This is a genomic window from Pseudomonas guariconensis (assembly GCF_015680235.1).
Classification (GTDB): domain Bacteria; phylum Pseudomonadota; class Gammaproteobacteria; order Pseudomonadales; family Pseudomonadaceae; genus Aquipseudomonas; species Aquipseudomonas guariconensis_A.
In genome coordinates, this window is record NZ_JADLJL010000010.1 from 100,407 (window position 1) to 126,697 (window position 26,291).

The 26,291-nt window shown below is 64.2% G+C and carries 30 protein-coding genes; 5 read left to right on the forward strand and 25 right to left on the reverse strand.

Annotated elements, in window-relative coordinates:
* Nucleotides 1-67: 67 nt before the first annotated feature.
* The 3 genes from IRZ56_RS09940 to IRZ56_RS09950 all read left to right on the forward strand — a co-directional run bounded on the left by IRZ56_RS09940 (nt 68) and on the right by IRZ56_RS09950 (nt 3,235).
* Nucleotides 68-505, forward strand: coding sequence for an Lrp/AsnC family transcriptional regulator (locus tag IRZ56_RS09940; RefSeq protein ID WP_084854606.1), 438 nt, complete (start codon nt 68-70; stop codon nt 503-505).
* A 451-nt stretch (nt 506-956) separates the two neighbouring features.
* Entirely contained in the window at nt 957-2,492 is a 1,536-nt protein-coding gene (locus IRZ56_RS09945) for an NCS1 family nucleobase:cation symporter-1 (protein WP_196144795.1), read from the forward strand.
* A 14-nt stretch (nt 2,493-2,506) separates the two neighbouring features.
* Entirely contained in the window at nt 2,507-3,235 is a 729-nt protein-coding gene (locus IRZ56_RS09950; RefSeq protein WP_196144796.1) for an aspartate/glutamate racemase family protein, read from the forward strand.
* A gap of 25 nt (nt 3,236-3,260) precedes the next feature.
* On the opposite strand, the gene IRZ56_RS09955 is transcribed toward IRZ56_RS09950, so the two are convergent.
* The 15 genes from IRZ56_RS09955 to ccmA form a co-directional block, all read right to left on the reverse strand.
* A complete protein-coding gene (locus tag IRZ56_RS09955; RefSeq protein WP_196144797.1) occupies nt 3,261-3,923 on the reverse strand; it encodes a histidine phosphatase family protein in 663 nt (220 codons plus the stop codon).
* Nucleotides 3,924-4,235: 312 nt separating this feature from the next.
* A complete protein-coding gene (locus IRZ56_RS09960) occupies nt 4,236-4,574 on the reverse strand; it encodes an FKBP-type peptidyl-prolyl cis-trans isomerase (RefSeq protein ID WP_196144798.1) in 339 nt (112 codons plus the stop codon).
* 170 nt (nt 4,575-4,744) lie between these two features.
* Entirely contained in the window at nt 4,745-5,152 is a 408-nt protein-coding gene (locus IRZ56_RS09965) for a GFA family protein (protein ID WP_084854598.1), read from the reverse strand.
* Nucleotides 5,153-5,774: 622 nt separating this feature from the next.
* A complete protein-coding gene (locus tag IRZ56_RS09970) occupies nt 5,775-6,563 on the reverse strand; it encodes a PhzF family phenazine biosynthesis protein (protein ID WP_196144799.1) in 789 nt (262 codons plus the stop codon).
* 50 nt (nt 6,564-6,613) lie between these two features.
* A complete protein-coding gene (locus IRZ56_RS09975; RefSeq protein ID WP_196144800.1) occupies nt 6,614-7,552 on the reverse strand; it encodes a 2-hydroxyacid dehydrogenase in 939 nt (312 codons plus the stop codon).
* A 102-nt stretch (nt 7,553-7,654) separates the two neighbouring features.
* On the reverse strand, nt 7,655-8,074 hold the full coding sequence (locus IRZ56_RS09980; RefSeq protein WP_196144801.1) for a hypothetical protein: 420 nt from the start codon (nt 8,072-8,074) through the stop codon (nt 7,655-7,657).
* A gap of 12 nt (nt 8,075-8,086) precedes the next feature.
* Complete coding sequence (gene ccmI, locus IRZ56_RS09985) at nt 8,087-9,283, reverse strand: c-type cytochrome biogenesis protein CcmI (protein ID WP_196144802.1); 1,197 nt, start codon at nt 9,281-9,283, stop codon at nt 8,087-8,089.
* On the reverse strand, nt 9,276-9,752 hold the full coding sequence (locus tag IRZ56_RS09990) for a cytochrome c-type biogenesis protein (protein ID WP_196144803.1): 477 nt from the start codon (nt 9,750-9,752) through the stop codon (nt 9,276-9,278). The genes ccmI and IRZ56_RS09990 overlap by 8 nt, the downstream gene beginning before the upstream one ends.
* The gene (locus IRZ56_RS09995; protein ID WP_196144804.1) at nt 9,749-10,285 is read right to left on the reverse strand and encodes a DsbE family thiol:disulfide interchange protein; all 537 of its coding nucleotides are present in this window, start codon (nt 10,283-10,285) and stop codon (nt 9,749-9,751) included. The genes IRZ56_RS09990 and IRZ56_RS09995 overlap by 4 nt, the downstream gene beginning before the upstream one ends.
* Nucleotides 10,282-12,255: a heme lyase CcmF/NrfE family subunit gene (locus tag IRZ56_RS10000; protein ID WP_196144828.1), complete on the reverse strand. Its 1,974-nt coding sequence runs from the start codon at nt 12,253-12,255 to the stop codon at nt 10,282-10,284. Before IRZ56_RS10000 ends, IRZ56_RS09995 begins: the two co-directional genes overlap by 4 nt.
* A gap of 11 nt (nt 12,256-12,266) precedes the next feature.
* Nucleotides 12,267-12,722 (reverse strand): cytochrome c maturation protein CcmE, encoded by a 456-nt coding sequence (ccmE, locus tag IRZ56_RS10005; RefSeq protein ID WP_070577143.1) that lies wholly within the window; start codon nt 12,720-12,722, stop codon nt 12,267-12,269.
* Entirely contained in the window at nt 12,719-12,895 is a 177-nt protein-coding gene (gene ccmD / locus IRZ56_RS10010) for a heme exporter protein CcmD (protein ID WP_084858204.1), read from the reverse strand. Before ccmD ends, ccmE begins: the two co-directional genes overlap by 4 nt.
* Nucleotides 12,892-13,659 carry a heme ABC transporter permease gene (locus IRZ56_RS10015; RefSeq protein ID WP_196144805.1) on the reverse strand — a complete coding sequence of 256 codons (768 nt, stop codon included), beginning with the start codon at nt 13,657-13,659 and terminating at the stop codon, nt 12,892-12,894. The genes ccmD and IRZ56_RS10015 overlap by 4 nt, the downstream gene beginning before the upstream one ends.
* 46 nt (nt 13,660-13,705) lie before the next feature.
* Complete coding sequence (ccmB, locus tag IRZ56_RS10020) at nt 13,706-14,383, reverse strand: heme exporter protein CcmB (RefSeq protein ID WP_419183256.1); 678 nt, start codon at nt 14,381-14,383, stop codon at nt 13,706-13,708.
* Nucleotides 14,371-15,003, reverse strand: a complete 633-nt coding sequence (gene ccmA, locus IRZ56_RS10025) for a cytochrome c biogenesis heme-transporting ATPase CcmA (RefSeq protein ID WP_196144807.1) — start codon at nt 15,001-15,003, stop codon at nt 14,371-14,373. The genes ccmB and ccmA overlap by 13 nt, the downstream gene beginning before the upstream one ends.
* Before the next feature lie 181 nt (nt 15,004-15,184).
* On the opposite strand from ccmA, the gene IRZ56_RS10030 reads away from it, so the two are divergent.
* Together IRZ56_RS10030 and IRZ56_RS10035 are read left to right on the forward strand one after the other, a co-directional pair.
* Entirely contained in the window at nt 15,185-16,750 is a 1,566-nt protein-coding gene (locus IRZ56_RS10030) for a flagellar hook-length control protein FliK (protein ID WP_196144808.1), read from the forward strand.
* Nucleotides 16,747-17,076 (forward strand): EscU/YscU/HrcU family type III secretion system export apparatus switch protein, encoded by a 330-nt coding sequence (locus tag IRZ56_RS10035; protein ID WP_196144809.1) that lies wholly within the window; start codon nt 16,747-16,749, stop codon nt 17,074-17,076. The genes IRZ56_RS10030 and IRZ56_RS10035 overlap by 4 nt, the downstream gene beginning before the upstream one ends.
* A 307-nt stretch (nt 17,077-17,383) precedes the next feature.
* On the opposite strand, the gene IRZ56_RS10040 is transcribed toward IRZ56_RS10035, so the two are convergent.
* The 10 genes from IRZ56_RS10040 to IRZ56_RS10085 form a co-directional block, all read right to left on the reverse strand.
* Nucleotides 17,384-17,779: a DUF2802 domain-containing protein gene (locus IRZ56_RS10040; RefSeq protein WP_196144810.1), complete on the reverse strand. Its 396-nt coding sequence runs from the start codon at nt 17,777-17,779 to the stop codon at nt 17,384-17,386.
* 1 nt (nt 17,780) lies between these two features.
* Entirely contained in the window at nt 17,781-18,260 is a 480-nt protein-coding gene (locus tag IRZ56_RS10045; protein WP_003254393.1) for a chemotaxis protein CheW, read from the reverse strand.
* 40 nt (nt 18,261-18,300) lie between these two features.
* Entirely contained in the window at nt 18,301-19,155 is an 855-nt protein-coding gene (locus IRZ56_RS10050; protein ID WP_196144811.1) for a CheW domain-containing protein, read from the reverse strand.
* Nucleotides 19,155-19,943, reverse strand: coding sequence for a ParA family protein (locus IRZ56_RS10055; protein WP_084858211.1), 789 nt, complete (start codon nt 19,941-19,943; stop codon nt 19,155-19,157). Before IRZ56_RS10055 ends, IRZ56_RS10050 begins: the two co-directional genes overlap by 1 nt.
* A gap of 83 nt (nt 19,944-20,026) precedes the next feature.
* Nucleotides 20,027-20,884: a flagellar motor protein MotD gene (motD, locus tag IRZ56_RS10060; protein ID WP_196144812.1), complete on the reverse strand. Its 858-nt coding sequence runs from the start codon at nt 20,882-20,884 to the stop codon at nt 20,027-20,029.
* Between the two features lie 3 nt (nt 20,885-20,887).
* Nucleotides 20,888-21,628 (reverse strand): flagellar motor protein, encoded by a 741-nt coding sequence (locus tag IRZ56_RS10065; RefSeq protein WP_084858213.1) that lies wholly within the window; start codon nt 21,626-21,628, stop codon nt 20,888-20,890.
* Nucleotides 21,628-22,758: a protein-glutamate methylesterase/protein-glutamine glutaminase gene (locus IRZ56_RS10070; RefSeq protein ID WP_196144813.1), complete on the reverse strand. Its 1,131-nt coding sequence runs from the start codon at nt 22,756-22,758 to the stop codon at nt 21,628-21,630. Before IRZ56_RS10070 ends, IRZ56_RS10065 begins: the two co-directional genes overlap by 1 nt.
* Nucleotides 22,759-22,803: 45 nt before the next feature.
* A complete protein-coding gene (locus IRZ56_RS10075; protein ID WP_196144814.1) occupies nt 22,804-25,044 on the reverse strand; it encodes a chemotaxis protein CheA in 2,241 nt (746 codons plus the stop codon).
* A 12-nt stretch (nt 25,045-25,056) separates the two neighbouring features.
* Nucleotides 25,057-25,845 (reverse strand): protein phosphatase CheZ, encoded by a 789-nt coding sequence (locus tag IRZ56_RS10080; protein WP_196144815.1) that lies wholly within the window; start codon nt 25,843-25,845, stop codon nt 25,057-25,059.
* 18 nt (nt 25,846-25,863) lie between these two features.
* A complete protein-coding gene (locus tag IRZ56_RS10085) occupies nt 25,864-26,238 on the reverse strand; it encodes a chemotaxis response regulator CheY (protein ID WP_011534888.1) in 375 nt (124 codons plus the stop codon).
* Nucleotides 26,239-26,291 lie beyond the last annotated feature (53 nt).

Consider the following 26,291-nt stretch of genomic DNA (forward strand, 5'->3'; position numbering starts at 1 on the left):
CAAGGCGAACGCGCATTCTCACCTTTACTATCAAGGCAATCCTAAAGAATTACCTAACGAGAACAATATGACAGACGCGATAGACCAACTACTGATCAACGCCTTGATGGAAGACTCGCGCCGTTCGCTCAAGGCACTGGCCCAGGTCAGCGGCCTGTCAGCGCCCAGTGTCAGCGAGCGCCTGCGTCGCCTGGAAGAACGCGGCGTGCTGCGCGGCTACACGGTGGATGTCGACCCTCGTAGCTTCGGTTACCAACTCCAGGCCATCGTGCGTATCCGACCGTTGCCAGGACAGTTGCAGGAAGTCGAACGGCAGATCATCGCCATTCCCGAATTCACCGAATGCGACAAGGTCACCGGCGAGGACTGCTTCATCGCACGTCTGCACGTGCGCTCCATGGAGCAACTGGACACACTGCTCGACCGCATCAACGTGCTGGCCGAAACCAATACGGCGATCATCAAGAAGACACCGGTCAAACGTCGGCTGCCGCCTATGGAATAAAAGTTCGGATACTTAACGATCAATTTTTGTACACATGAATGTCACCTTAAGTGCCATTTTTGTGTGCACTTTTGTCCGGTAACGCCCCAACACGTTACACCCATTCTTATCTGAAAACTGACCAATCGATCAACTAACAGACCACTTCAAAAATAAAAACTGTTCATTTGGTCAACTTATAATTCCTCAATTTCATTCACTTATCTTTCAACGAGATAGATTCGAAAAAGCGTCACTCTGAAAGTTGCTTTTTGCCTGGCATGAAACTCGCTTTTGTGTCTTCGTGTTTTGTATACAAGTTGAGCAAAACATAAATACACAAGAACCCGTAGCGCCTGCCCTGCAGGCCGTTGCGCCCAGAACCCAGTGATGCCAACGCTGCACCGACGAGATGGCGAGCCCGTGCGCATGCCCGATCATCGCAGTCCATACGCATCAGGAGCCTGCCGGAATGAGTACCAGCCTCAACCTTGCCCCTGAACTATCCGTTGCCAGCACCAACCCCACTTCCACTCCGCTCAGCGGTGATCTACCGGACCTCGAACTCAGCCCACGCCTGCACAACCGCGACCTGGCCCCGACCCGCATCGAAGGCCGGCGCTGGGGGCGCTACAGCATCTTCGCGCTGTGGACCAACGACGTGCACAACATCGCCAACTATTCATTCGCCATGGGGCTGTTCGCGCTCGGCCTGGGTGGCTGGCAGATCCTGCTGTCGTTGGCCATCGGCGCCGCACTGGTGTACTTCTTCATGAACCTGTCCGGCTACATGGGGCAGAAGACCGGCGTACCCTTCCCAGTGATCAGTCGCATCGCGTTCGGCATCCATGGCGCACAGATTCCCGCCCTGATCCGCGCGGTCATCGCCATCGCCTGGTTCGGCATCCAGACCTACCTGGCCTCGGTGGTACTGCGGGTATTGCTGACGGCCATCTGGCCGCAGCTGGCCGCCTATGACCATGACAGCATCCTCGGCCTGTCGAGCCTGGGCTGGGTGTGCTTCGTGGCGATCTGGCTGGTGCAGTTGGTGATCCTGGCTTACGGCATGGAGATGGTGCGCCGCTACGAAGCCTTCGCCGGCCCGGTGATCCTGCTGACGGTGGCAAGCCTGGCGGGCTGGATGTACTTCCAGGCCGATGCACGCATCGCCTGGTCGGTGGCCGAGCCGCTGACCGGCTATGAGATGTGGCGCAACATTTTCGCCGGCGGCGCCCTGTGGCTGGCGATCTACGGCACCCTGGTGCTGAACTTCTGTGACTTCGCCCGCTCCTCACCTTGCCGCAAGACCATCCGCGTGGGCAACTTCTGGGGCCTGCCGGTGAACATCCTGGTGTTCGCCACCATTACCGCAGTGCTGTGCGGTGCGCAGTTCCAGATCAACGGCCAGGTGATCGACAGCCCGACCCAGATCGTCGCCAACATCCCCAGCACACCGTTCCTGGTGCTGGGCTGCCTGGCCTTCCTGATCGTCACGGTGGCGGTGAACATCATGGCCAACTTCGTCGCCCCGGCCTTCGTGCTGAGCAACCTGGCGCCACGCCACCTGAACTTCCGCCGCGCGGGGCTGATCAGCGCTACCCTGGCGGTGCTGATCCTGCCGTGGAACCTGTACAACAGCCCGCTGGTGATCGTGTACTTCCTGTCCGGCCTGGGGGCCCTGCTTGGCCCGCTGTACGGCGTGATCATGGCCGACTACTGGCTGCTGCGCAAAGGCCAGGTCAACGTACCGCAGTTGTACAGCGAGAACCCGGCCGGCGCCTACTTCTACACCCGAGGCATCAATCTGCGCGCGGTCGCCGCCTTCCTGCCCACTGCACTGCTGGCCATCGTCCTGGCCTTGGTGCCCAACTTCCACAGCGTCGCACCCTTCTCCTGGCTGATCGGCGCCGGCACCGCCGCAGCCTTGTACCTGCTGCTCGCACCGCGCAATCGCCAATACCTCGACGTCAGCGGCGAAGCCATCGCCGTCGACCATAGCAGCCATTGATAGGGAGATCTTCCATGCGCATCCTGATCGCCAACGTCAACACTACCAGCGCCATCACCGACGCCATCGCCGAACAGGCTCGCAGCGTCGCCTCGCCGGGTACCGAGATCGTCGGCCTGACCCCTTGGTTCGGCGCCGAGTCGGTGGAAGGCAACTTCGAGAGCTACCTGGCCGCCATCGCCGTGATGGACCGCGTGCTGGCCTATGACGAACCATTCGATGCCGTGATCCAGGCCGGCTACGGCGAGCATGGCCGCGAGGGCTTGCAGGAGCTGCTGGATGTACCGGTGGTGGATATCACCGATGCCGCCGCCAGCACTGCCATGTACCTGGGGCACGCCTACTCGGTGGTGACCACCCTGGACCGCACCGTGCCGCTGATCGAAGACCGCCTGAAGCTTTCGGGCCTGTTCGATCGCTGCGCCTCGGTGCGCGCCAGCGGCCTGGCCGTGCTCGACCTCGAAGCCGACCCGCAGCGCACGGTGGAAGCGATCGTCGAGCAGGCCGAACGGGCCGTGCGGGAGGACAAGGCCGAGGTGATCTGCCTCGGGTGTGGCGGCATGGCCGGGCTCGACGAGCAGATCCGTCAGCGCACCGGCGTGCCGGTGGTCGATGGCGTCAGTGCGGCGGTGACCATTGCTGAATCGCTGGTGCGCATGGGCCTGAGTACCTCCAAGGTGCGGACCTACGCTACGCCTCGGGCGAAGAAAGTGGTGGGCTGGCCGATGATGTTCGGACGGTGACCCTCGCGCTGCCCGGCCAACTGGCTCAGGTCGGGCAGCTATGCGCCCCATGGTCGAGCCCCTGCCGCACATTGCGGCTGAGCAGATGAGCCTTGCCATCGCGCCAGGTCAGCGTCAGCACGTAGAGGGTGTCGAAGTCGTCGCCACTCCAGTCTTCGGTGATAACGCGCTCCTCGCCCAGGGCCTTGCCGGCGACAGCGTTTATCAGATCTGGAAGATAACCGTGGGACCAGGCGGTATAGACGGTTGCATTGCGGTACTTGTCTTGCAGCAGTTCGTCAGCGAGGTCGTCGGTGTCATTGGCGGCGTAATCGATGTTCACCGGCAACCCCAGGCGAATGGCGCTCGGGGTAATCGTCATCAAGGGCCGGATATAGCTGTAGCGCTGGTCGCCGCTGCCCTCCTCGACCTGTCGAGACGGGTTGGCGGCGAACACGTAGTCGGCTTTGCCGAAACGCTCCGGCAGCAAGGTGGCCAAGTCCAGGGCCCGGTTCAGGCCTTGGCAGTTCAGTTGCCCGAGCCCTTCGCCCGGCTTTTCGGCGTGACGCAGGAATACCAAGGTCTGGGTGCCATCGACCGGTTGCGCACGTGTTTCTACGGCATCCAGTACCAGTGGCAAAGCTGTGCCGGCAAGTGCCAGGCTCAGCAACAGGTGGCGGTGGCGTCGGAGGAAAGCTGGCAACTTCATCAAAGCAGACTCTTGTGGCAAATAAATTCGGGTTGACCGCCACATAGCCCCGCGCAATGACGACAGGAAGTCCTTGTAGTGAATGCCATCCGTGGCCACGTGTGAGGGTCAGAGCCCCCTCAACCCGTTTGGTTCCTCCATGCGTGCATGTGTCGTTCCATCGACAAAGGCCACGTTAAAGGCTGCATGTTGCTGAATGATGTCCCGGTTCCCCGGGAGGTCATGGCAAAGCCGAGACGTCCCTCGGCTCAACCGGCCCTGGTCTGAAAGCTTAAAGGTCCCTTTCCGAAGCAATCGCAGGATATGAACGACTCAATCATCCCGCGTAAGCACCTCCAGCAGCTCGATCTCGAATGTCAGGTCCGAATGGGGCGGGATCGAACCGACGCTGCGCTCGCCATAGCCCAAGTGCGCCGGCACCAGCAGCTTGCGCTTGCCGCCGACGCGCATTCCCATGAGGCCTTGGTCCCACCCCTTGATCACGCGACCGGTGCCGATCACGCACTGGAACGGCTTGCCCCGCGACCAAGACGAGTCGAACTCGCGGCCGTCGGCCAGCCAGCCGGTGTATTGGGTGGTGATCAGGGCGCCTTTGACCACGGCCTTGCCGTCGCCTTCCTCGAGATCGATGATTTGCAGTTCGCTGCTCATGCCTGTTATTCCTGAAACGGATTTCGTGCCCGCCGTTTTCTCAGGAATGAACCGCTTTGGCAAGGCTGCGAGGTGCCTCGTACTGACGCATCGACCAGAGCATTCCATCGATCACAAACTGCCTGGATAGCCGGGCTGATCTGTCTGGTATCGGAGTTCATGGCGCGCACCTAGCCCAGTTGCTCGAAGGCTTCCTGGCCGGTCAGCTCCTTGGTCTGGTTGGCGAAGCAGTACCAGGCGGGTTTCTGTTCGACGAAGATCTGCAGGTCGAAGTCCCAGGTTTCGTCGCCGTCCAGCAGGCCCACCGGGATGGCATAGAAATCATTGGCCTTGAGGCGGTAGTACAGGTGCGTGCCGCACTGGCCGCAGAAGCCGCGTTGGGCCCAATCGGAGGAGTCATATACGGTAGGGGGCGTGCCTTCGATCTGGGGGGGTTGGCTGCAGTGGACGACCAGAAGGGGGCCGCCGGTCCATTTGCGGCACATGCTGCAGTGGCAGGCGCTGATGTGGGTGTTGTCGACGGTGACTTTCAGGTGGGTTTGGCCGCAGAGGCAGGTGCCTTGTTTTTCCAGGGGCATGAGGGGAGCTCCTTGGGAGTTGGGTTTGGAAGTATAGGTTGGGGATTTCCTGTTGGGCTTGGGCTTGGACTTTTAGATCGTGTGGGTATTCGTTTTTGGCGGTGGCGCCACTGGCGCTTTTCGCCTTTACGGCGACCTACTTTTGCTCTTGGGCAAAAGTAGGCAAAAACCGCTGGCTCCTGCATCCGGCCCCGGCGCTGCGCACCGGGGTTCCCTCGCTCCGGCATTGCTCCCGGCGGGGCGCGGCGAAGGGCCATCCATGGCCCTGCGCCGCTTGCCAGGCATCCATGCCTGGCACCCACCTGCGCAATGCCTACGCTCGGCCTCCTGACGTCGCGATTGGCGGCGCCTGGGCTGTTGCGTAGGAAAAGCAAAGGCAAAAGCGAAAGTGGCGGTGGCGGTGGCGGTGGCGGTGGCGAACAATCATATGGATTGGTTAGCTGTTCTGGCCTGATCGCGGGGCAAGCCGGGAGATCGCGCGATTGTTGAGCTTGCGCTCCCGCTGTGGGAGCGGCGGTGCGGCGGTCCGACTTGTCCCGCGATTGGGACGAAAGCTCACCACCTATCCCACGAACAAACAACGCCAGCCGAGGCACCACTTGTAGCTTGACCGCCCCACCGATCAGATAGAGATCACTCCACGCAGGTACAACGCCCCTCGCCCACTGATGATCACCCGCCCATTCCCAGGCACCTCGCACCTCAACTGCCCCTTGCGACGCCCACCCTGCTCGCACACCAGGCTCTGCTTGCCCAACCGCTCAGCCCAGTATGGCGCCAGTGACGTATGCGCCGATCCCGTCACAGGATCTTCGTTGACCCCTACCCGCGGTCCAAACCACCGCGTCACGAAATCGAACCCTCGCCCAGGCGCCGTCACCGCGATGCCACGCACCTCGAACGCCCCCAATGCCACGAAGTCAGGCGCCAAAGGCTCCAGCAAGGCCGCATCGTCGATCACCACCACGTAATCATCGGTACGATAAACCGCCCGAGCACTGCCCAGTCCCAGCGCCTCGAGCAACCCCGCGGGCACATCGACTGCCACCGGCTGCTTGGCCGGGAAGTCCATCGCCAGCAACCCATCATCGCCACGGCTGACCCGCAACTCCCCGCTGCGCGTATTGAACCGCAGCACCTCGGCCTGCTCACCCAACTGCTCGAACAACACCCAGGCCGCCGCCAACGTCGCATGCCCGCACAAATCCACCTCCACGCTCGGCGTGAACCAGCGCAGGTCGAACGCCTCGCCGTTGCGGACGAAATACGCCGTTTCGGACAGATTGTTCTCCTCGGCGACACGCTGCAGCGTTTCATCCGGCAGCCATAGCTCCAATGGCACCACTGCCGCCGGGTTGCCGCCGAACGGCGTGGCGGAAAACGCATCGACCTGGAAGATCTCGAATTGCATGCAAAGGCTCCTAGGCCCAGCATCATGCCAGGCAGGTTCAGGGGAAGGGGTCAGCAGCGGACAGGCGTCAGCACCGGCTCACCGGCAAAGAATGCCTGCAGGTTAAGCAGCACCAGGTTCACCGTATCCCGTGCCGCCTCCGGTGATTGGCCGGCCACGTGGGGCGTGAGCACGGTATTGCCAAGGACCTTGAGCGCATCGGGCACAGCAGGCTCGTCATCGAAGACATCCAGCGCAGCGCCTGCGATCGCGCCTCGGCTCAGTGCATCGACCAGCGCCTGAGTATCGACCACGCTGGCCCGGGCGATGTTGACCAGGTAACCGTCCGGCCCCAGGGCCTGGAGTACCTGGGCATCGACCAGATGACGGGTGGCATGGCCGCCGGGGGTCGCCACCACCAGGATGTCCACGGCCTCGGCCAGGCGCGGCACGCTGTCGTGCCAGGTGTAGGGCACATCGTGGCGCGGCGTGCGGCTGTGGTAGCTGATGCTCATGTCGAAGCCCAGGCTCGCCCGCTTGGCGATCGCCCGACCGACCGCCCCTAGGCCAAGGATCCCCAGGCGCTTGCCGCTCACCGAAGGGCTGATGACCCGATTCCATTCCCCTCGGCGTGTGCTGGCATCGGCCCGTGGCACATCGCGCAGCAACGCCAGGAGAAGCGCCAGGGCATGGTCGGCGACCGCTGCGGCGTTGGCGCCGGCACCATTGGTCACGGTAATGCCGCGGGCCGAGGCGGCAGCCAGGTCGACCTGTTCATAGCCGGCGCCGATCACGCAGATGATCTTGAGCGCTGGCAAGGCTTCGATCTCGGCGGCCGTCAGGCCCAGCGGGCCGCGGGTCAGTACCGCATCGACCTGGGCGCCGAAGTGCGCGATGGCCTCGGCGCGCAAGTGCGGCGACGGTGCGCGGATCAGCTGAAAACCGGCCTGCTCGAGCAGCGGCAAGTAGTCATCGACGGTTTCCACCAGCACCAGAACGGTCTTGCTCATGCGCCCTCCGGCTCGTCTGCGAGAAGGGATTATGCGTGGTGACTAGCCCATACAGTCAATGGAAATATCAGCCCGTAACTGTACTGTACCGGTGAGTGATGCTTACTGAGCGAACGCCCGACCCAGGCCGCCCGGAACGCCGCTGCTGTCGGTTTCCTGCCAAGGGCCCTCGGGGCTCAGCGACCAGCTCCAGCCGTTGTTCCAGCGGTAGTAGGTGCGCTGGCGATAGAAGGTGTTGGGCTTGTTTTCCAGCACATAGACGCCCATGCGCGGGTCCCAGTGGCTGGCACCGCCCGGTGGCGGGGCGAAGCTGGCGGAGGTGCGCGGCATGGCCTTGGGCGCGCTGGCAGGTTTGCTCGGCCGGGTGCTCGGCTGCCCGCTCGGCGCCGGCTTGATCACCGGCCCCTGGCGCGGCGGCACGGTTTCGACCGGCGGCCACGGCTCATCGCTTGGTTGCTGCACCGTACAGGCGGAAAGACCCAGTGCCAGGGTGATCAGGGTCAGACGGACGGCGCTGTTCATGCAAATACTCTCTTATTGATCTGGGCTGTCGATGGTCAGGTGCTGGGCTGCCTCGGTATGGGTGGACAGCGGCGCGCTCTGGCCGATCCATTCGCCCCGGGTCGGCTGGCCGCCACGGGACACACGGGCAACCAATTGGACCTCACTGAAGTCCGACAGTTTCATCTGCGGCGTCATCGCATCGGCGTCGGAAAGCTCCACTTCCAGCGGCAACTGGGCCACCGTCACGCGCTTGGCCGCAACAGGCATGGGTGGGCCATTGCTGGCACGGGCGAAGATGAACACCGTGTCACCGGGCTTGACCTTGTCCTTGAGCTTGTCGGCCAGTGTCACCCGCACTTTCAGACGAGCAGCCTCGGACACTGCCGCAGGTTTGCCGCCCGCCGCCTGCAACCGTTCTGCGGCGCGGTCGATACCGCCCTGCAGGGCGGCGCGCGAAGCGTCACCTTCAGGCAATTGCGCCAGCAGGCGTTGCCAGTAGTCGATCGCCTCCTGGTAGCGCTCGCCCTCGAACGCGGCGATGCCGCGCAGGCCCAGGCTGGTGACCTCCTTGGGGTCAGCCTTGAGCGCTTCGTCGGTCAACGCCTGTACCTGCTCGCTGAACTGCTTGTTCGCTGCGAAATACAAGGCCTGGGCCCATTGGCCAAGCAGCTCGGGCTGGCGTCCGGCCAAGGCGACGGCGCGCTCGAAGGTGCGGGCCGCGTCGGCTGGGCGTTGCTCGGCCATATAGGCGCGGCCAAGGAAATACAGGCCCTCTGCCGAGTCGGGCTGTGCCTGCACGGCACGCTCCAGGCGCGTGGTCATTTCTTCCATCGACTGCGGCGCCTGGGCGAACTCGCGGGTCAGCTCGACCTTGTCGGCAGCGCCGAAATGCAGGTACAGCCCAAGGCCCACCGCCGGCACCAAGACCGCAGCCAGCAGCGGCAGCGCCTTGCCCAGATGGCCCTGGCGCGGCGCCTCGGCGCCCTCGGTATCGGCCAGCAATTCACGGGCGGCCTCGTCGCGGCCCTTGGCCAGTTGCTCGGCATCGAGCACACCGGCTTCCTGCTGGGTTGCCAGTTCGGCGACCCGCTCCTGATACAAGGCGACATTGAGGGCAGTACGGTCTTCTTCCTGTTGCTGGCGGCGGCGACCGCGCAGGATAGGGATCAGCAGGAAAGCCAGGGCGGCGAGCAACAGCAGGCCCGCGCTAAGCCAGAATTCAGTCATGGGTCTGTTCTTTATCCAGCAGTTTGGCGAGACGCTCGCGTTCTTCAGGCGACAATTGCTCCGGGGTGGCCGCCACCGGCCCGCGGCGACGGCGCACGATCACCGCCAGCACCACGAAGCCGGAGGCCAGGAGGATGCCTGGGCCGAACCAGAGCAGCCAGGTGCGCCCGGTGAGCGCCGGCTTGTAGCGCACGAAGTCGCCATAGCGATCGACCATGAAATCGACGATCTGCTCGTTGCTCTTGCCTTCGCCGAGCATGCGGAAGATCTCCCGCCGCAAGTCAGCTGCAATGGGTGCATTGGAGTCGGCGATGTCCTGGTTCTGGCACTTGGGGCAGCGCAGCTCCTTGGTCAGTTGCTGATAACGCTCGCGCTCGGCATCATCGCGGAACTGGTAGGTATCGATGGCGGCCCGGGCCGCACCGGCCACGCCCAGGATCAGCATCGCCGCCGCCAGCCAACGCCTCATGGCTTGGCCTCCTCGACCAGGCTCTGATACAGCGGCGCCAGCTGCTCGCGCCACACCGTGGCATCGACCACACCCACATGTTTGTAGCGGATGATGCCTTTGGCATCGACCAGGAAGGTTTCCGGCGCCCCGTACACGCCCAAGTCCAGCCCCAGGCTGCCCTGCTCGTCACGAATGTTCAGCTGGTACGGGTTGTGGAAGTCGGCCAGCCATTTCAACGCCGCGGCGTTGTCGTCCTTGTAGTTGACCCCATGAATGACCACGCCCTGCTCGGCGAGCTGGTTGAGGTAAGGGTGTTCGACCTTGCACGAAGGGCACCAGGTGGCCCAGACATTGACCAGTGCCGGGCGCCCCTGCAGGTCGGCGGGGGTAAGCGTACGATCGCCTTGGACCGAGGCCAGCGAGAAGGCCGGGAACGGCTTGCCGATCATCGCCGAGGGCAGTTCGTCGGGCTTGAGGAACAGGCCTTTGTAGAGGAAGACCGCCATCAGCAGGAACACCGCCAATGGCAACACCATGATCCAACGCTTCATGCAGTTGCTCCAGACATGCCCAGGACATCACGCACCCGGGCCTTGACCTTGACGCGGTAGCGTCGGTCGAACGCCGCCAGGAACCCGCCCAACGCGGTCAGCAGACCGCCCAGCCAGATCCAGCGGACATAAGGTTTGATATGCACCCGTACCGCCCAGGCACCGTTGTCCAAAGGCTCGCCGAGGGCGACATACAGATCGCGGGTGAAGCCGGCGTCGATACCGGCCTCGGTCATCATCGCCTGCTGCACCGTATACAGGCGCTTCTCAGGGTGCAACACGGTCACTTCGCGACCGTCGCGGCTGATGCGCACGGTGCCCTTGTCGGAGATGAAGTTCGGCCCCTCGAAGTGCTGGGCGCCCTCGAACAGGAAGTGATATCCCGCCAGTTCCACGGTTTCACCCGGTGCCATGCGCAGGTCACGCTCGGCGCTGTTATTGCTCGACAGCACCACGCCCAGGGCGCACACCGCCAGGCCCAGGTGCGCCAGGTGCATCCCCCAGTAGCTGCGCGACAAGCCACGCAGGCCCTTGGTCAGGCCCTTGTGACGGGTCTTGTCGAAGATGTCGCGCACGCCTGCCAGCACCACCCAGGCGGCCAGGGCGAACGCGCTCAGGGCAGGCCAGTCGAAGTCGTCGACCAGCAGGCCCGCGACCGGCGCCAGGACCGCGCTGCCCACCAGCACCGGAGTCAGCATGCCCAACAGCCATTTGCCCGGAGTGTCCTTCCAGCGCACCACCACACCGACCCCCAGTACCACCATCAGCAGCGCCATCAACGGCAGGAACAGCGCATCGAAGTAAGGCGGGCCGACCGACAGCTTGGCCCCGGTCAGGGCATCGAGTACCAGCGGGTAGAGGGTACCGAGCAGGATCATCGACGCCGCCACCACCAGCACCAGGTTGTTGGCCAGCAGCAATGTCTCGCGCGACCACAGGGCAAAGCCGACCTGGCTCTTGACCACCGGTGCACGCAGGGCGAACAAGGTCAGCGAGCCGCCGACCACGAACAGTAGGAAGATCAGGATGAATACGCCACGGGACGGATCGGACGCGAAGGCATGCACCGAGGTCAACACCCCGGAACGGACCAGGAAGGTCCCCAGCAGGCTCAGGGAGAAGGCGGCGATGGCCAGCAGCACCGTCCAGCTCTTGAACACCCCACGCTTCTCGGTGACCGCCAGCGAGTGGATCAGCGCCGTGCCCACCAGCCACGGCATGAAGGAAGCGTTTTCCACCGGGTCCCAGAACCACCAGCCGCCCCAGCCCAGCTCGTAGTAGGCCCACCAGGACCCCAGGGTGATGCCGACACCGAGGAAGGCCCAGGCGACGATGGTCCAAGGCCGCGACCAGCGCGCCCAGGCCGCGTCCAGACGCCCGCCCAGCAGCGCGGCGATGGCGAAGGCGAAGGCCACCGAGAAGCCGACGTAGCCCATGTACAGCATCGGCGGGTGGACGATCAGGCCGAAGTCCTGCAGCAGCGGGTTCAGGTCGCGCCCGTCGGTCGGCACTTGGGGCAACAGGCGTTCGAACGGGTTGGAGGTGATGATCAGGAACGACAGGAAACCGACGCTGATCATGCCCATCACCGCCAGAACCCGGGCCAGCATCACCTGCGGCAGCTGGCGCGAGAACACCGACACGGCGAAGGTCCAGCCCCCCAGGATCAACGCCCAGAGCAGCAGCGAACCCTCGTGCGCGCCCCACACGGCACTGAACTTGTAGTACCAGGGCAAGGCGCTGTTGGAGTTGCTGGCCACATAGGCCACCGAGAAGTTGTCGGTCATGAAGGCATGGGTGAGGCAGGCGAAGGCGAACGCCAGGAAGGCGAACTGCCCCCAGGCCGCCGGCCGTGCCAGGCTCATCCACAGGCTGTCGCCGCGCCAGGCGCCAAGCAAAGGCACGCTGGCCTGCACCACGGCGAAACAGATCGCCAGGATCATCGACAATTGCCCGAGCTCGGGGATCACCAGGGCCGCGTTCATGGCTTGGGCTCCGCGCCGGTGGCCGCCTGACCGCTTTCCTTCAAGGCTTTGGTGACCTCAGGCGGCATGTACTTCTCGTCGTGCTTGGCCAGCACCTCGTCGGCCACCACCACGCCGTCGGCATTGAGCTTGCCCAGGGCCACGATACCCTGCCCTTCGCGGAACAGGTCAGGAAGAATGCCGCGGTAGGTGATCGGCACCGACTTGTTGAAGTCGGTGACCACGAAGCGCACGTCCAGCGAGTCGGACGAGCGCTGCACCGACCCCTTCTCGACCATGCCGCCTGCGCGAATGCGGGTATCGAGCGGCGCCTCGCCATTGGCGATCTGGGTCGGGGTATAGAACAGGTTGATGTTCTGCTGCAGGGCGCTCAGGGCGAAGCCGACGGCGATGGCCACGCCGACCAGCAGGCCGAGGATGAGGAACAGGCGTTTCTTGCGCTGCGGATTCACTGGTTGTTCTCCCGGCGCAGACGGCGCGCCTCTTCTTGCAGGTAGCGGCGGCGGGCCAGCAAAGGCGCTGCGACATTGAGCGCCAGCACCGCCAGGCAGATGCCATAGGCCGACCAGACGTACAGGCCATGATGCCCCATGGCGAGGAAATCACCGAAGGATGCGAAACTCATCTGGCGGCCCTCCGACCCAGGCTGTTCAATACTTCCTCCCGGACCCAGCTGGCGCGGGCTTCGCGCTTGAGCACCTCGAGACGCATGCGAACCAACAGCACCGCGCCGAAGAAGCAGTAGAAACCGAGCGCCGTCAACAGCAACGGCAACCACATCTCGGCCGGCATCGCCGGTTTTTCGGTCAGGGTAAAGGTGGCGCCTTGGTGCAGGGTGTTCCACCACTCCACCGAATACTTGATGATCGGGATGTTCACCACGCCGACGATGGCCAATACCGCGCAGGCCTTGGCCGCGCTGTCGCGGTTGCTGATCGCCTGGCCCAGGGCGATGATGCCGAAGTACAGGAACAGCAGGATGAGCATGGACGTAAGGCGTGCATCCCAGACCCACCAGCTACCCCAGGTCGGCTTGCCCCAGATCGCCCCGGTCACCAAGGCCACCGCGGTCATCCAGGCACCGATGGGGGCGGCGCATTGCAGGGCGACGTCGGCCAGTTTCATCTTCCACACCAGCCCCACTACCCCGGCCACCGCCAGCAGCACATAGCACGACTGCGCCAGCATGGCGGCCGGCACATGGATGTAGATGATCCGGAAGCTGTTGCCCTGCTGATAGTCCTGGGGCGCGAAGGCCAGCCCCCAGGTGATGCCGACCAGCAGCAGGAGGGTGGCGGCAACGGTCAGCCACGGCAGCATGCGGCCGCTGATCGCATAGAACCATTTGGGGGAGCCCAGCTTGTGGAACCACGTCCAGCTCATTTTCATCAGGGTACATCCAGGGTATCTGCCGGGCTTGGAAGCCCGGGACTCGTTATTCGCCGACGCTGATCTTCAGGCCGGCCGCGATCGCAAAAGGTGCCAGGGTCACCGCCAAGGTCGTCAGGCTGGCCAGCCACAGCAGATGGCCGGTGGCGGGCATATTCTGCAATGCCGCTTGCAAGGCGCCACTGCCCAGGATCAATACCGGGATATACAGCGGCAGTATCAGCAACGCCAGCAACAGGCCGCCGCGCTTGAGACCGACGGTCAGCGCCGCGCCCACCGCGCCCAGCAGGCTCAGCACCGGCGTACCCAGCAGCAGCGAGCCCAACAGCACAGGCAGGCAATTGCCGGGCAGGCCCAGCATCAGCGCCAGCAGCGGTGCCAACAATACCAGCGCCAGCCCGGAAAAGATCCAATGCGCCAGCACCTTGGCCAGCACCAGCAGTGCCAACGGGTGCGGTGACAGCACCCACTGCTCCAGCGAGCCATCCTCGAAGTCGCTGCGAAACAGGCCGTCCAGCGACAACAGCACGGCCAACAACGCCGCCACCCAGACCAAGCCTGGCGACAAGGTTTGCAACAATTGTGTCTCAGGGCCGACCGCCAGTGGAAACAAGGCGACGACGATCGCGAAGAACACCAGCGGGTTGGCCAGTTCCGCCGGACGGCGGCACAACAGGCGCGCCTCGCGGCGCAGCAACAGGATGAATACGCTCATGCCGCCCATTGCCCCAGGTTTAGTTCACGGTAGCCGGACGGCTTGCGCTCGAGGGTATGGTGGGTGGTCAACACCACCGTGCCGCCTTGCTCGCAGTGGGCCGCCAGGTGTGCCTCGAGTTGAGCCACGCCCTGCTTGTCGAGGGCCGTGAAGGGTTCGTCGAGGATCCACAGCGGTGGGCTTTCCAGATACAACCGGGCCAAGGCCACGCGGCGCTGCTGGCCGGCAGACAAGGTGTGGCACGGCACGTCTTCGAAACCACGCAATCCTACCGCCGCCAGCGCCTGCCAGATCGCCTCGGCGCTGGCCGGCTGGTGCAGGGCGCATAGCCAGGCAAGGTTTTCCTCGGCCGTGAGCAGGTCCTTGATTCCGGCGGCGTGGCCGATCCACAGCAGGATACTGGCAAGGGCATGGCGCTGCTCGGCCAGCGGCTGGCCCCCCAGCAGGATTTGCCCGGCCGTCGGCTGCATCAGGCCGGCCAACAGGCGCAGCAGGCTGGTCTTGCCGCTACCGTTGGGGCCGCTGATCTGCAGCATGTCACCGGGCCGCAACTGAAACTCCAGGTGCTCGAAGAGCAATCGCCAGTCGCGCTCGCAGGCCAGGCCTGTGGCTTGTAGGTGAAGGGTCACGGTTTCGCCTTATACAGGTTGGGCCCAGGTTCGCTACTTGCCAAAGGCGCTAGCGAACCTGGACCCTGTGTCTCAAGTCGCCCCATTCACTGCCGTTATAGTGGCAATGGCGGACGGGCGGGCATTATTACATGCAACGTCCCGCTGCCAAGAGGGCTGGTCCGACAGGTTGTATACAATCATGACTGAAATCAATAGTCTCGGCGCACAAACCGTGCTGGGCCTGCAGGCCGGCAAGGCTGCGATGACCGGCGAACTGCTGCGTCTGCTACAACCCCAGCCAGGCTTGATGGCACCCGGCGAGACCGCCCGGGCCGATGTGCTGTCGTTGCGCCAGGTCGGCCAGGATTTCCAGCTGTTGCTGCGCCTGACCCTGGCCAACGGCAACCAGACCCAACTGCAGGCCAGCGCCAGCCAGCCCTTGCCCCAGGGGAGCCAGGTCACCGTCACCCAGACCGAAGGCAACCGCCTGGCGATCCTCGTGCAACAGGCCAATGCCAGCAATATCGCAGCCCTCACCCGCCTCGATACGGCCAAGGTGCCAGTGGGCACCCTGCTGCAAGGCAAGGTGCTGACCAGCCAGGCCCTGCCGACGAACCCCGGTGACGCGACCAGCTTCCGCTCGCTGGTCAGCCTGCTCAACAGCCCCCAGGCCGGCGCCACCCTGACCGTCGACAGCCCAAGGCCATTGGCAGTCGGCAGCCTGCTCAGCGCCCTGGTACAAGGTGACCAGTCGCTGCGCTTCGTGCCCCTGGGCGGCCGCCAGGAGCAACTGGCCGTCAGTCAATTGCTCGGCGCGCAACAGAGCCGCCAGGCGTCGCTGACGGGGCTGCTCGATGCCTTGCAGCAGATCGCCCGCGACCCGAGTGGCAACGGCGAGCTGCGCACCAGCGCCGAACGCCTGCTGGCCAGCCTGCCGCAGGCGCGGCAACTGGGCGATGCCAAGGCTGTGGCCCAAGCGCTGCACAGCAGCGGCGCTTTCCTGGAGGCCAAGCTGCTGGGAGGGCTGACAGGGGGCGTGGCAACGGACCTGAAGGCGCAGTTGATCCGGCTAGTGGCCCAAGCCACGCCTTCCCTCCCTACCGGCATACCCTTCAACCCCACCACGGCCAGCGCCCTGGCGCAGGCGTTTCCAGGCATGGCGCGAGGCGCCCTGGGCATGCTCGAACGCAACACGCCCAAGCCTCAACCTGGCGCCTTTCCCCTGCCCTCGCGGCTGGTGAAGAGCCTGGAGGAAGAAGGCGACCTGCAGCAGTTGCTGCGCCTGGCTGCCGCCGCCATCGCGCGTCTGCAGAGCCATCAACTGTCCAGCCTGCAGCAAACCGGCATGAACGAGAACGGCAACCTGCAGACCACCTGGCAGACCGAGATACCGATCCGCCATGGCCAGGAGTTCGTGCCCTTGCAGGTCAAGCTGCAACGCGAAGAAACGCCGGAACAACAGGCCGACCCACAACGCGAACAACGCGACCCGCTGGCGTCGTTGTGGCGGATCGAACTGGCATTCGACCTGCCACCGCTCGGCCCCTTGCAGGTCCAGGCGCAGCTGAACCAAGGCCAGCTGTCGGGCCAGCTATGGGCGCAGCTGCCCCAGACCGCACAATTGATCGAGCGTCAGTTGGGTGAGCTACGCGAACGGTTGGTGGCCCGCGGCCTGGACGTCGGCGACCTGCAGTGCCACCCCGGCACGCCACCGCAAGGGGCACGCACACGCCTGGAACAACGTTGGGTGGATGAAAACGCATGAGTAGCAAGCAACCGCGCCAGGCCATCGCCCTGAGCTATGACGGCCAGCAGGCACCGACGCTCAGCGCCAAGGGCGACGACGAACTGGCCGAGGCCATCCTCGCCATCGCTCGCGAACACGAGGTGCCGATCTACGAGAACGCCGAGCTGGTACGGCTGCTCGCGCGCCTGGAGCTCGGGGAGCAGATTCCCGAGGCGCTGTACCTGACCATTGCCGAGATCATCGCCTTTGCCTGGCAATTACGCGGCAAGGTGCCTGCGGGCTTCGATGACGAGCTGGCTCCCGAGCGCGACATCACGCCCACGCAGCTGCGCCTGCCCTCATAGCGCGAAACTCATTGATATGACAGAAACCTGTAGGAGATTACCCAGCCCTTCGGGCTGCGCTGTCGCGCAGAGAACAAGCGGCTAGCGCCGCCCCCTGTGGGAGCGGCGGTGCGACGGTCCGACTTGTCCCGCGATCAAGGGCAAAGCCCTTGCCAGGCGACGGTGATATCCGGCCCGGCCCAATCGCGGGACAAGCCCGCCCCCACAAAGCCCGAAAAATCAAATAGTTATGCGTTGTTCTATGAGAGCGGCCTTTCGCCGCGATGGGGCGCAAGGCCGCTCCTACAGTAGAGCTCGATGGATCGTTTCACTCGCCGCGATGCAGCTTGCTCATCAGCTCCGCCTCGGCCTGGGTCAGGCCGCAGGTGCGGGTCAGTTCCTCGACGCTGGCGCCCATGCCCACCAGCTTGGCCGCCTGGGTGAAGGTCACGCTGTTGGGGTCGCGCTGCTCCAGTTGCTGGAGCTTGTCGGGCAACGGCGCGACCACGGCGCGCAGCTCGTGGATCGCCTCGCCCATGCGCACGGTACCGTTCTGGTAGTCGTCCAGGCGCTTGGCCAGGTCCTTGATGCGCTGGTCACGCAGCGCATCGCCCTGGGCCTGCTGGGCGGCCAGTTCGCGTTGGCGCTTGCTGTAGTTGAGGAACAACCACAGGCTCAGCGCCCAGAGCAATGCCAGGAAAAGGACAGCAGCCTCGAAGATCAACTCAGATGTTCTCCAGCTCGGACCACTCTTCCTCGGTCATCATCTTGTCCAGCTCGACCAGGATCAGCAGTTCGCCATTCTTGTTGCACACGCCCTGGATGAACTTGGCCGACTCCTCGTTACCGACATTCGGCGCGGTTTCGATTTCCGATTGGCGCAGGTAGACCACCTCGGCCACGCTGTCGACCAGGATACCGACCACCTGCTTGTCCGCCTCGATGATGACGATGCGGGTGTTGTCGGTGACTTCGGTGGGCATCAGGCCAAAACGCTGGCGGGTGTCGATCACCGTGACCACATTGCCGCGCAGGTTGATGATGCCCAGCACGTAGCTCGGCGCACCCGGTACCGGCGCGATCTCGGTGTAGCGCAGAACTTCCTGCACCTGCATGACGTTGATGCCGTAGGACTCGTTGTCCAGACGGAACGTTACCCACTGCAGGATCGGATCTTCGGAACCTTGTGCAGACGACTTTTTCATTCCCCTACCCCTTGAAATCCGCGCTTGGCGGTGTGTTCGGTCATTGGTGTTTGGCGTGCATCTGCTTGACGGCGCCGCTGGCGATCAACTCGGCCAGTTCGGCGACATCGAGCAAGGCACACATGTGTTCGATCACCGTGCCGGCCAGCCAGGGTCGCTGCCCACGCTGGCTGCGCCACTTGATCTCGGCCGGGTCCAGGCGCAGGGAACGGCTGACCTGGTGCACGGCCAGCCCCCATTCGTAACCCTGGACGGAAATCACATATTGCAGGCCCTGGCGGAAGTCCTCGCGGTAGCGGTCGGGCATGACCCAGCGCGCGGTGTCCAGGACCTTGAGGTTGCCCGCCTGGCAGGTGAGGATGCCGAGGAACCAGTCTGGCTGACCAAACAACGGTGTCAGTTCCTGGCCAGCCAGGCTGTAGATCGAGCCAAGGCAGACCAGCGGCACGGCCAGGGTCAGGCCGGCGACATCGAACAGCAGGCATTCGAACGGCTCCGCCGCCCAGGCCGGACGGCCGTCGACGGTCTTGGGCGGCAGCACCGCGCCGGCCGATGGCAAATGCACATCGACCAGGGGGGCCACTGGCGTGATCAGCTCGGCCTGTTTTTGTGCCTCGCCTACGACTTCGGCCTTGGGCGCAACGTCGACAGCCGTCAGCACAGTGGGCAACACCTTGGCCTCAGGCTCGGCGAACGGCCGCATCGTAGCCAGAGGTTCGCGCTGAGCATCCTGCGCTTGCTCCTGGCGAACGGCCTCGGCAAATTCATCGCTGGGCGCCGCTTCGGCCGGCACAGCGGGCGGGTCGAGTTCCTGCGTGGCTTCCTGAAGCAACCCGTCGAGGTAGGACTGCAGGGCCAGTTGCGGCTTGGTGGTGGTCTGTCGTGCGGAATTCATCAGGCCACCTGCAGTGCCGATTGTTGGGTCAACAGGTGCTTGAGCAGCGCCCGGTAGGCGATCAAACCACGGCTCTTGCCGTCGAACTGCGAGGGCGTGACACCCGCCCGGCTGGCATCGCGCAGGCGCGTATCGACCGGGATGTAGCCCGGCCAGACCTGTTCGCCATAGTTATCGCGCAGCACCTTGAGGGTGCCCAGGGAGGCTTGGGTACGCCGGTCGAACAGGGTCGGCACGATCTGGTAGGGCAAGGCCTGGCGCCGTGAACGGTTGACCATGGCCAGGGTACCGACCATGCGCTCGAGCCCCTTGACCGCAAGAAACTCGGTCTGCACCGGGATCACCAGCTGCTGGCTGGCCGCCAGGGCATTGACCATCAGCACTCCGAGCAACGGCGGGCTGTCGATCAGGGCGAAGTCGAAGTCCTGCCACAGCTGCGCCAGACTCTTGGCGATGACCAGGCCCAGGCCACTCTGTCCCGGCGACTGGCGCTCGAGCACCGCCAATGCGGTGCTCGAAGGCAGCAACGAGATACGCTCGTCGCTGGTCGGCAGCAGCAGTTGCCCGGGCAGCCCCTCGGGCACTGAGCCCTTGTGCAGGAACAGGTCGTAGCAGCTGTGTTCCAGGGCATCGGGGTTATGCCCAAAATAGCTGGTCATCGAGCCATGGGGGTCGAGGTCGACCACGACCACGCGCTTGCCCGCCTCGGCCAGCAAACCGGCCAAGGCGATGGTAGTGGTGGTCTTGCCGACTCCACCTTTTTGATTGGCTACTGCCCAGACTCTCATAAGACGACTCATGACTCGTTAATGATGCTGAACCTTGTGGAAGCCGGCTCCCACAGGGTATACGGTGCCAGAGAATTGACGAGTTATGGCCCTGCCACCGCTGCAGGCGTTGCCGGTGCACTTTGTGTGCCAGCACGGCGCAAGGCCGCATCTGGCGTGGCATTGGCGCTGCCGGAGCCGGTCAGGCTGCGACGCACCTCGAGGTTACGGGAAATCACCAGGACCACGCGGCGGTTGCGTGCACGCCCTTCGGCCGTGTCGTTGCTCGCCACCGGCTGGTATTCGCCATAGCCCACCGAAGCCATGCGCGCCGGATTGACGCCATTCATGGCCAGCAAGCGGACGATGCTCGCCGCGCGCGCCGACGACAGCTCCCAGTTGGTCGGGTACTGGGCCGTGCGAATCGGCAGGTTGTCGGTAAAGCCTTCCACGTGCACCGGGTTGGCGAACGGTTTGAGGATGTTGGCCACCTTTTCGATAAGGTTGAAGGCCATGTCGCTCGGCATGGCATCGCCACTGCCGAACAACAGCGACGAGTTGAGCTCGATTTCCACCCACAGTTCGTTGCCGCGCACGGTCATCTGGTCGGACTTGATCAGGTCGCCGAACGCCTCGCGCACGTCATCGGCGATGCTTTGCAATGGGTCCACACTGCTCTGCGCCAGGCCCGCATCGGTCTGCTCGCTGTCCTTGACCAACGGCTCGGCTGGCTTGATGGTCAATGGGCGTTCGTCGCCGATGGGGATCGGCTTCATGCTGCGCTCCGGGTCGTTGAACACGCCGATCAACGCCTGGGAAATGACCTTGTACTTGCCCTCGTTGATCGAGGAAATCGAGTACATGACCACGAAGAAAGCGAACAACAACGTGATGAAGTCGGCATACGACACCAGCCAGCGTTCGTGATTCTCGTGTTCCTCGGTAGGGCGACGACGGGCCATGGTCTACTCCATGAAGCCTTGCAGCTTCAGCTCGATCGAGCGTGGGTTCTCCCCTTCGGCGATCGACAGCAGGCCCTCAAGGAGCATCTCGCGATAGCGCGACTGGCGCAGGGCGATGGCCTTGAGCTTGTTGGCGACCGGCAGCAGGATCAGGTTGGCGCTGGCCACGCCATAGATGGTGGCGACGAACGCCACGGCGATGCCATTGCCCAATTGCGACGGGTCGGCCAGGTTGCCCATCACATGGATCAGGCCCATGACCGCACCGATGATGCCGATGGTCGGCGCGTAGCCGCCCATGCTCTCGAACACCTTGGCTGCCTGGATATCACGGCTTTCCTGGGTCAGGAAATCGACCTCGAGGATGCTGCGGATGGCCTCGGGCTCGGCGCCGTCGACCAGCAACTGCAAACCCTTGCGCGCATAGGGGTCGGGTTCGGCATCGGCCACCCCTTCCAGGCCCAGCAGGCCTTCCTTGCGTGCGGTCAGGCTCCAGTTGACGACCCGGTCGATGCCACCTGGCAGGTCCACCCGGGGCGGGAAGAAGATCCAACGCAGGATCTGCAAGGCCCGCTTGAACGCCGGCAACGGCGATTGCAGGAGCGCTGCAGCCAAGGTACCACCCAGCACGATCAGGGCCGCCGGGCCGTTGATCAAGGCCCCGACATGGCCGCCCTCGAGGAAGTTACCGCCGACGATGGCGACAAAGGCGAGGATCAGGCCGATCAGGCTCAGCACGTCCATCAGATGCACGCCTCGACCAGGTGCTTGCCGATTTCGTCCAGGCTGTAAACGGCATCGGCCAGGTTGGCTTTGACGATGGCCATGGGCATGCCATAAATCACACAGCTGGCTTCATCCTGGGCCCACACGGTGCTGCCGCCCTGTTTGAGCAGGCGCGCACCTTCGCGGCCATCGGCGCCCATGCCGGTGAGCACCACCGACAGCACCTTGTCGCCATAGGACTTGGCCGCCGAGCCGAAGGTAATGTCTACGCACGGCTTGTAGTTCAGGCGTTCGTCACCCGGCAGAATCTTCACCGTGCCACGGCCGTCGACCATCATCTGCTTGCCACCTGGGGCCAGCAAGGCCAGGCCCGGGCGCAGCACATCGCCATCCTCGGCCTCCTTGACGCTGATCTTGCACAGCTTGTCCAGGCGCTCGGCGAAGGCCTTGGTGAACGCCGCCGGCATGTGCTGGATGAGCACGATCGGCGCAGGGAAGCTGGCCGGCAGCTGGGTGAGCACCCGTTGCAGCGCCACCGGGCCGCCGGTGGAAGTACCGATGGCCACCAGCTTGTAGGGCTTGCGCTTGGGCGCGGGTGAGTGGCTGGTGCCAGCCGCGCTGCGCGTCACCGGGGCAGCCGGTACGGCACTGCGGGTCGGCGCAGCGCTGCCCAGGCTGCTGGCCGGGGCTTGGCTGGCCGGTGCAGGCGCTGGCGTCGGGATGGCCGTGGCATAGCCGCCGAAACGGCGGTTGCTGCGGGAAATGGTGTGGACCTTCTCGCACAGCAACTGCCTGACCTTGTCCGGGTTGCGCGAGATGTCCTCGAAGTTCTTCGGCAGGTAGTCCACCGCGCCAGCGTCCAGCGCGTCAAGGGTGACCCGGGCACCTTCGTGGGTCAGCGAGGAGAACATCAATACCGGGGTCGGGCAGCGCTGCATGATGTGCCGCACTGCGGTGATGCCATCCATCATGGGCATTTCGTAGTCCATGGTGATGACATCCGGTCGCAGCGCCAGCGCCTGGTCGATCGCTTCCTTGCCGTTGGTCGCAGTGCCGACGACCTGGATCGTCGGGTCGGCCGAGAGAATTTCCGAGACGCGGCGGCGGAAGAAACCGGAATCATCCACCACCAGGACCTTGACTGCCATAAACACTCCATTAGGCGGCGCCACCGCCAGGGTGCGCCACCGAAATCAATAACGCCGCGCGGCGTAACGCTTGAGCATGCTCGGTACGTCGAGGATCAACGCGATGCGACCGTCGCCGGTGATGGTCGCGCCGGACATGCCCGGGGTGCCCTGCAGCATCTTGCCCAGCGGTTTGATCACCACTTCCTCCTGCCCCACCAACTGATCGACGACGAAGCCGATGCGCTGGGTGCCGACCGAGAGGATCACCACATGGCCCTCACGCTGCTCCTCGTGCACCTGGTCCTGAACCAGCCAGCGCTTGAGGTAGAACAGCGGCAGCGCCTTGTCGCGCACGATCACGACCTCCTGGCCGTCGACCACGTTGGTGCGCGACAGGTCCAGGTGGAAGATCTCGTTGACGTTGACCAGCGGGAAGGCGAACGCCTGGTTGCCCAGCATCACCATCAGGGTCGGCATGATCGCCAGGGTCAGCGGCACCTTGATGACGATCTTCGAGCCCTGGCCCTTGGCCGAGAAGATGTTGATAGAACCGTTGAGCTGGGCGATCTTGGTCTTGACCACGTCCATGCCCACGCCGCGACCGGACACGTCGGAGATCTCGGTCTTGGTGGAGAAGCCGGGGGCGAAGATCAGGTTGTAGCAGTCCGACTCGCTCAGGCGCTCGGCGGCGTCCTTGTCCATCAGGCCCTTTTCCACCGCCTTGGCACGCAGCACGTTCGGGTCCATGCCCTTGCCGTCGTCGGAAATCGACAACAGGATGTGGTCACCCTCCTGCTCGGCGGACAACACCACATGGCCGGTGCGCGCCTTGCCAGAGGCTTCGCGCTCGTCGGGCATCTCGATGCCATGGTCGACAGCGTTGCGCACCAGGTGCACCAGTGGGTCGGCCAAGGCTTCGACGAGGTTCTTGTCCAGGTCGGTCTCTTCGCCGACCAGCTCCAGGTTGATTTCCTTCTTGAGCTGGCGGGCCAGGTCGCGGACCAGACGCGGGAAGCGGCCGAAGACCTTCTTGATCGGCTGCATGCGGGTCTTCATGACTGCGGTCTGCAGATCGGCGGTGACCACGTCGAGGTTGGACACAGCCTTGGACATGGCCTCGTCGCCGCTGTTCAGGCCCAGGCGCACCAGGCGGTTACGCACCAGCACCAGCTCGCCGACCATGTTCATGATCTCGTCCAGGCGCGCGGTGTCGACCCGCACGGTGGTTTCCGCCTCGCTGACCACCGGCTTGTCGGCCGCCGGGGCCGCGGCACGGGTCGGGGCAGTGGGCTTGGCGGCGGCAGGTTTCGCGGCCGGGGCCGACTCAGGCTTGGCAGCCGGTTTGCTGTCGGCCTTGGTCGGTGCGGCGCTGGCCACAGCGGCAGGTGCGTCAGGCGCCTGGGTGGCCAGCGCATCGCTGGAGAATTTGCCCTTGCCGTGCAGTTGGTCCAACAGGGCTTCGAATTCATGATCGGTGATGTGCTCGCCGCCCGCCTCGGCGGGTGCTGCCGGGGCGCCAGACGCACTCGCAGACGCCAGCGCATCGGCGGCGAAGGTGCCTTTGCCGTGCAGTTGATCGAGCAGCGCTTCGAATTCGTCGTCGGTGATTTCGTCGGATGCCGCAGGCGCCGAAGTACTGCTCGCCGGGGTGGCGGCCACGACTTCAGGGGAGAACTGGCCCTTGCCATGCAGTTGGTCGAGCAGCGATTCGAATTCGGCGTCGCTGATCTCGTCACCCTCGCCGCCCACGACCTCGCCCTGCATCTGCTCGGCGGCCTCTGCCTGGGCCTTGACCGCGTCGAGGGAATCGAGCAATTGCTCGAACTCGCTGTCGGTGATGTCCGGCTCGGCCGCTGGCGCTTCGGCCATGGCCGCCACCGGCGCCTCGACGACGGGCGCGGCGCTGTCGGCACCGGCAGGCTCAGCCAGGCGCGACAAGGCCGCCAGCAGCTCTGGCGTGGCCGGGGTGATGTCGCTGCGCTCGCGCACCTGGCCGAACATGCTGTTGACCGTGTCCAGCGCTTCGAGGACCACGTCCATCAGTTCCGCATCGACCCGGCGCTCACCTTTGCGCAGGATGTCGAACACGTTCTCGGCGATATGGCAGCACTCCACCAGCTCGTTGAGCTGAAGGAAACCGGCGCCCCCTTTTACAGTGTGAAAACCACGGAAGATCGCGTTGAGCAAGTCGGCATCTTCGGGTCGGCTTTCCAGCTCGACCAGCTGCTCGGACAATTGCTCGAGGATTTCGCCGGCCTCTACCAGGAAATCCTGGAGGATTTCTTCATCGGCGCCGAAGCTCATTGAACGTGCTCCTTAAAAACCCAGGCTGGACAGCAAATCGTCGACGTCGTCCTGACCGGACACGACATCTTCACGCTTATCGGCATGAATCTGCGGACCTTCACCCCGAGTCGGATGTTTTTCTTGATCTTTTTCAGCGCGCAATTGCTGGTGGTCGTGTTCGATACCGGCAAAACGGTCCACCTGGCTGGCCATCAGCACCAGCTTGAGCAGGTTGCTTTCCACCTCGGTGACCAGCGCGGTCACGCGCTTGATCACCTGGCCGGTCAGGTCCTGATAGTCCTGGGCCAGGAGGATATCGTTGAGGTGGCCGGCGACCTTGCGGTTACCCTCGGCACTGTGCGTCAGGAAACTGTCGACGCGCTTGACCAGCTCGCGAAACTCGGGCGCTGCGACTTCGCGGCGCATGAAGCGCTGCCAGTCGGCACTCAAGCTCTGGGCCTCGGCCACCAGGTCGTTGAGCACCGGGGTGCCGGCCTCGACCAGGTCCATCGTCCGGTTGGCCGCGCCCTCGGTCAGCTTGACCACATAGGACAGGCGTTCGGTGGCGTCGGTGATCTGCGAGACTTCCTCGGCCTGCGGCATGCGCGGGTCGATCTGGAAGCTGACGATTGCACTGTGCAGCTCGCGGGTGAGCTTGCCGACTTCCTGGTACAGGCCACGGTCGCGGGTCTGGTTCAGCTGGTGAATCAGCTGCACCGCCTCGCCGAACCGGCCGCGCTCGAGGCTCTCGACCAGTTCCTGGGCATGCTTCTTCAGGGTCGTCTCGAACTCCCCGAGCGATGTATTCATTTGCTCCATGGCGCCCCCTGACGTGACTCAGCCGTTGACGCGTTCGAAGATCTTCTCGATCTTTTCCTTGAGCACCTGGGCCGTGAAAGGCTTGACCACGTAGCCGTTGACCCCGGCCTGGGCGGCTTCGATGATCTGGTCACGCTTGGCTTCGGCGGTGACCATCAGCACTGGCATGCCCTTGAGACGGTCGTGGGCGCGGACCTTGCGCAGCAGGTCGATGCCGGACATGCCAGGCATGTTCCAGTCGGTCACGAGGAAGTCGTAATGGCCGTTTTCCAGCATCGGCAGCGCCGTGGTGCCGTCGTCGGCTTCTTCGGTGTTGGTGAAGCCCAGGTCACGCAACAGGTTCTTGATGATCCGCCGCATCGTCGAGAAGTCGTCAACGATGAGGATTTTCATGTCTTTGTTCAATTAGACCTCCAAGCAGTCTTTAACGCGCCCGGCCCCCCGAG

Coding starts and splice junctions, on each gene's coding strand:
- IRZ56_RS09990 (WP_196144803.1), bottom strand. CDS start 9,752: ATGAGGCGTTGGCTGGCGGCGGCGATGCTGATCCTGGGCGTGGCCGGT.
- IRZ56_RS10070 (WP_196144813.1), bottom strand. CDS start 22,758: ATGGCAGTCAAGGTCCTGGTGGTGGATGATTCCGGTTTCTTCCGCCGC.
- IRZ56_RS09950 (WP_196144796.1), top strand. CDS start 2,507: ATGCGCATCCTGATCGCCAACGTCAACACTACCAGCGCCATCACCGAC.
- IRZ56_RS09975 (WP_196144800.1), bottom strand. CDS start 7,552: ATGAGCAAGACCGTTCTGGTGCTGGTGGAAACCGTCGATGACTACTTG.
- IRZ56_RS10050 (WP_196144811.1), bottom strand. CDS start 19,155: ATGAATTCCGCACGACAGACCACCACCAAGCCGCAACTGGCCCTGCAG.
- IRZ56_RS10075 (WP_196144814.1), bottom strand. CDS start 25,044: ATGAGCTTCGGCGCCGATGAAGAAATCCTCCAGGATTTCCTGGTAGAG.
- IRZ56_RS09940 (WP_084854606.1), top strand. CDS start 68: ATGACAGACGCGATAGACCAACTACTGATCAACGCCTTGATGGAAGAC.
- IRZ56_RS10080 (WP_196144815.1), bottom strand. CDS start 25,845: ATGGAGCAAATGAATACATCGCTCGGGGAGTTCGAGACGACCCTGAAG.
- IRZ56_RS09945 (WP_196144795.1), top strand. CDS start 957: ATGAGTACCAGCCTCAACCTTGCCCCTGAACTATCCGTTGCCAGCACC.
- IRZ56_RS10015 (WP_196144805.1), bottom strand. CDS start 13,659: ATGAAAATGAGCTGGACGTGGTTCCACAAGCTGGGCTCCCCCAAATGG.
- IRZ56_RS10065 (WP_084858213.1), bottom strand. CDS start 21,628: ATGGACGTGCTGAGCCTGATCGGCCTGATCCTCGCCTTTGTCGCCATC.
- motD (WP_196144812.1), bottom strand. CDS start 20,884: ATGGCCCGTCGTCGCCCTACCGAGGAACACGAGAATCACGAACGCTGG.
- IRZ56_RS09965 (WP_084854598.1), bottom strand. CDS start 5,152: ATGCCCCTGGAAAAACAAGGCACCTGCCTCTGCGGCCAAACCCACCTG.
- ccmI (WP_196144802.1), bottom strand. CDS start 9,283: ATGACTGAATTCTGGCTTAGCGCGGGCCTGCTGTTGCTCGCCGCCCTG.
- ccmB (WP_419183256.1), bottom strand. CDS start 14,383: ATGGGCGGCATGAGCGTATTCATCCTGTTGCTGCGCCGCGAGGCGCGC.
- IRZ56_RS09960 (WP_196144798.1), bottom strand. CDS start 4,574: ATGAGCAGCGAACTGCAAATCATCGATCTCGAGGAAGGCGACGGCAAG.
- IRZ56_RS09995 (WP_196144804.1), bottom strand. CDS start 10,285: ATGAAGCGTTGGATCATGGTGTTGCCATTGGCGGTGTTCCTGCTGATG.
- IRZ56_RS09980 (WP_196144801.1), bottom strand. CDS start 8,074: ATGAACAGCGCCGTCCGTCTGACCCTGATCACCCTGGCACTGGGTCTT.
- IRZ56_RS10045 (WP_003254393.1), bottom strand. CDS start 18,260: ATGAAAAAGTCGTCTGCACAAGGTTCCGAAGATCCGATCCTGCAGTGG.
- IRZ56_RS10030 (WP_196144808.1), top strand. CDS start 15,185: ATGACTGAAATCAATAGTCTCGGCGCACAAACCGTGCTGGGCCTGCAG.
- IRZ56_RS09970 (WP_196144799.1), bottom strand. CDS start 6,563: ATGCAATTCGAGATCTTCCAGGTCGATGCGTTTTCCGCCACGCCGTTC.
- IRZ56_RS10055 (WP_084858211.1), bottom strand. CDS start 19,943: ATGAGAGTCTGGGCAGTAGCCAATCAAAAAGGTGGAGTCGGCAAGACC.
- IRZ56_RS10085 (WP_011534888.1), bottom strand. CDS start 26,238: ATGAAAATCCTCATCGTTGACGACTTCTCGACGATGCGGCGGATCATC.
- IRZ56_RS09955 (WP_196144797.1), bottom strand. CDS start 3,923: ATGAAGTTGCCAGCTTTCCTCCGACGCCACCGCCACCTGTTGCTGAGC.
- IRZ56_RS10035 (WP_196144809.1), top strand. CDS start 16,747: ATGAGTAGCAAGCAACCGCGCCAGGCCATCGCCCTGAGCTATGACGGC.
- ccmD (WP_084858204.1), bottom strand. CDS start 12,895: ATGAGTTTCGCATCCTTCGGTGATTTCCTCGCCATGGGGCATCATGGC.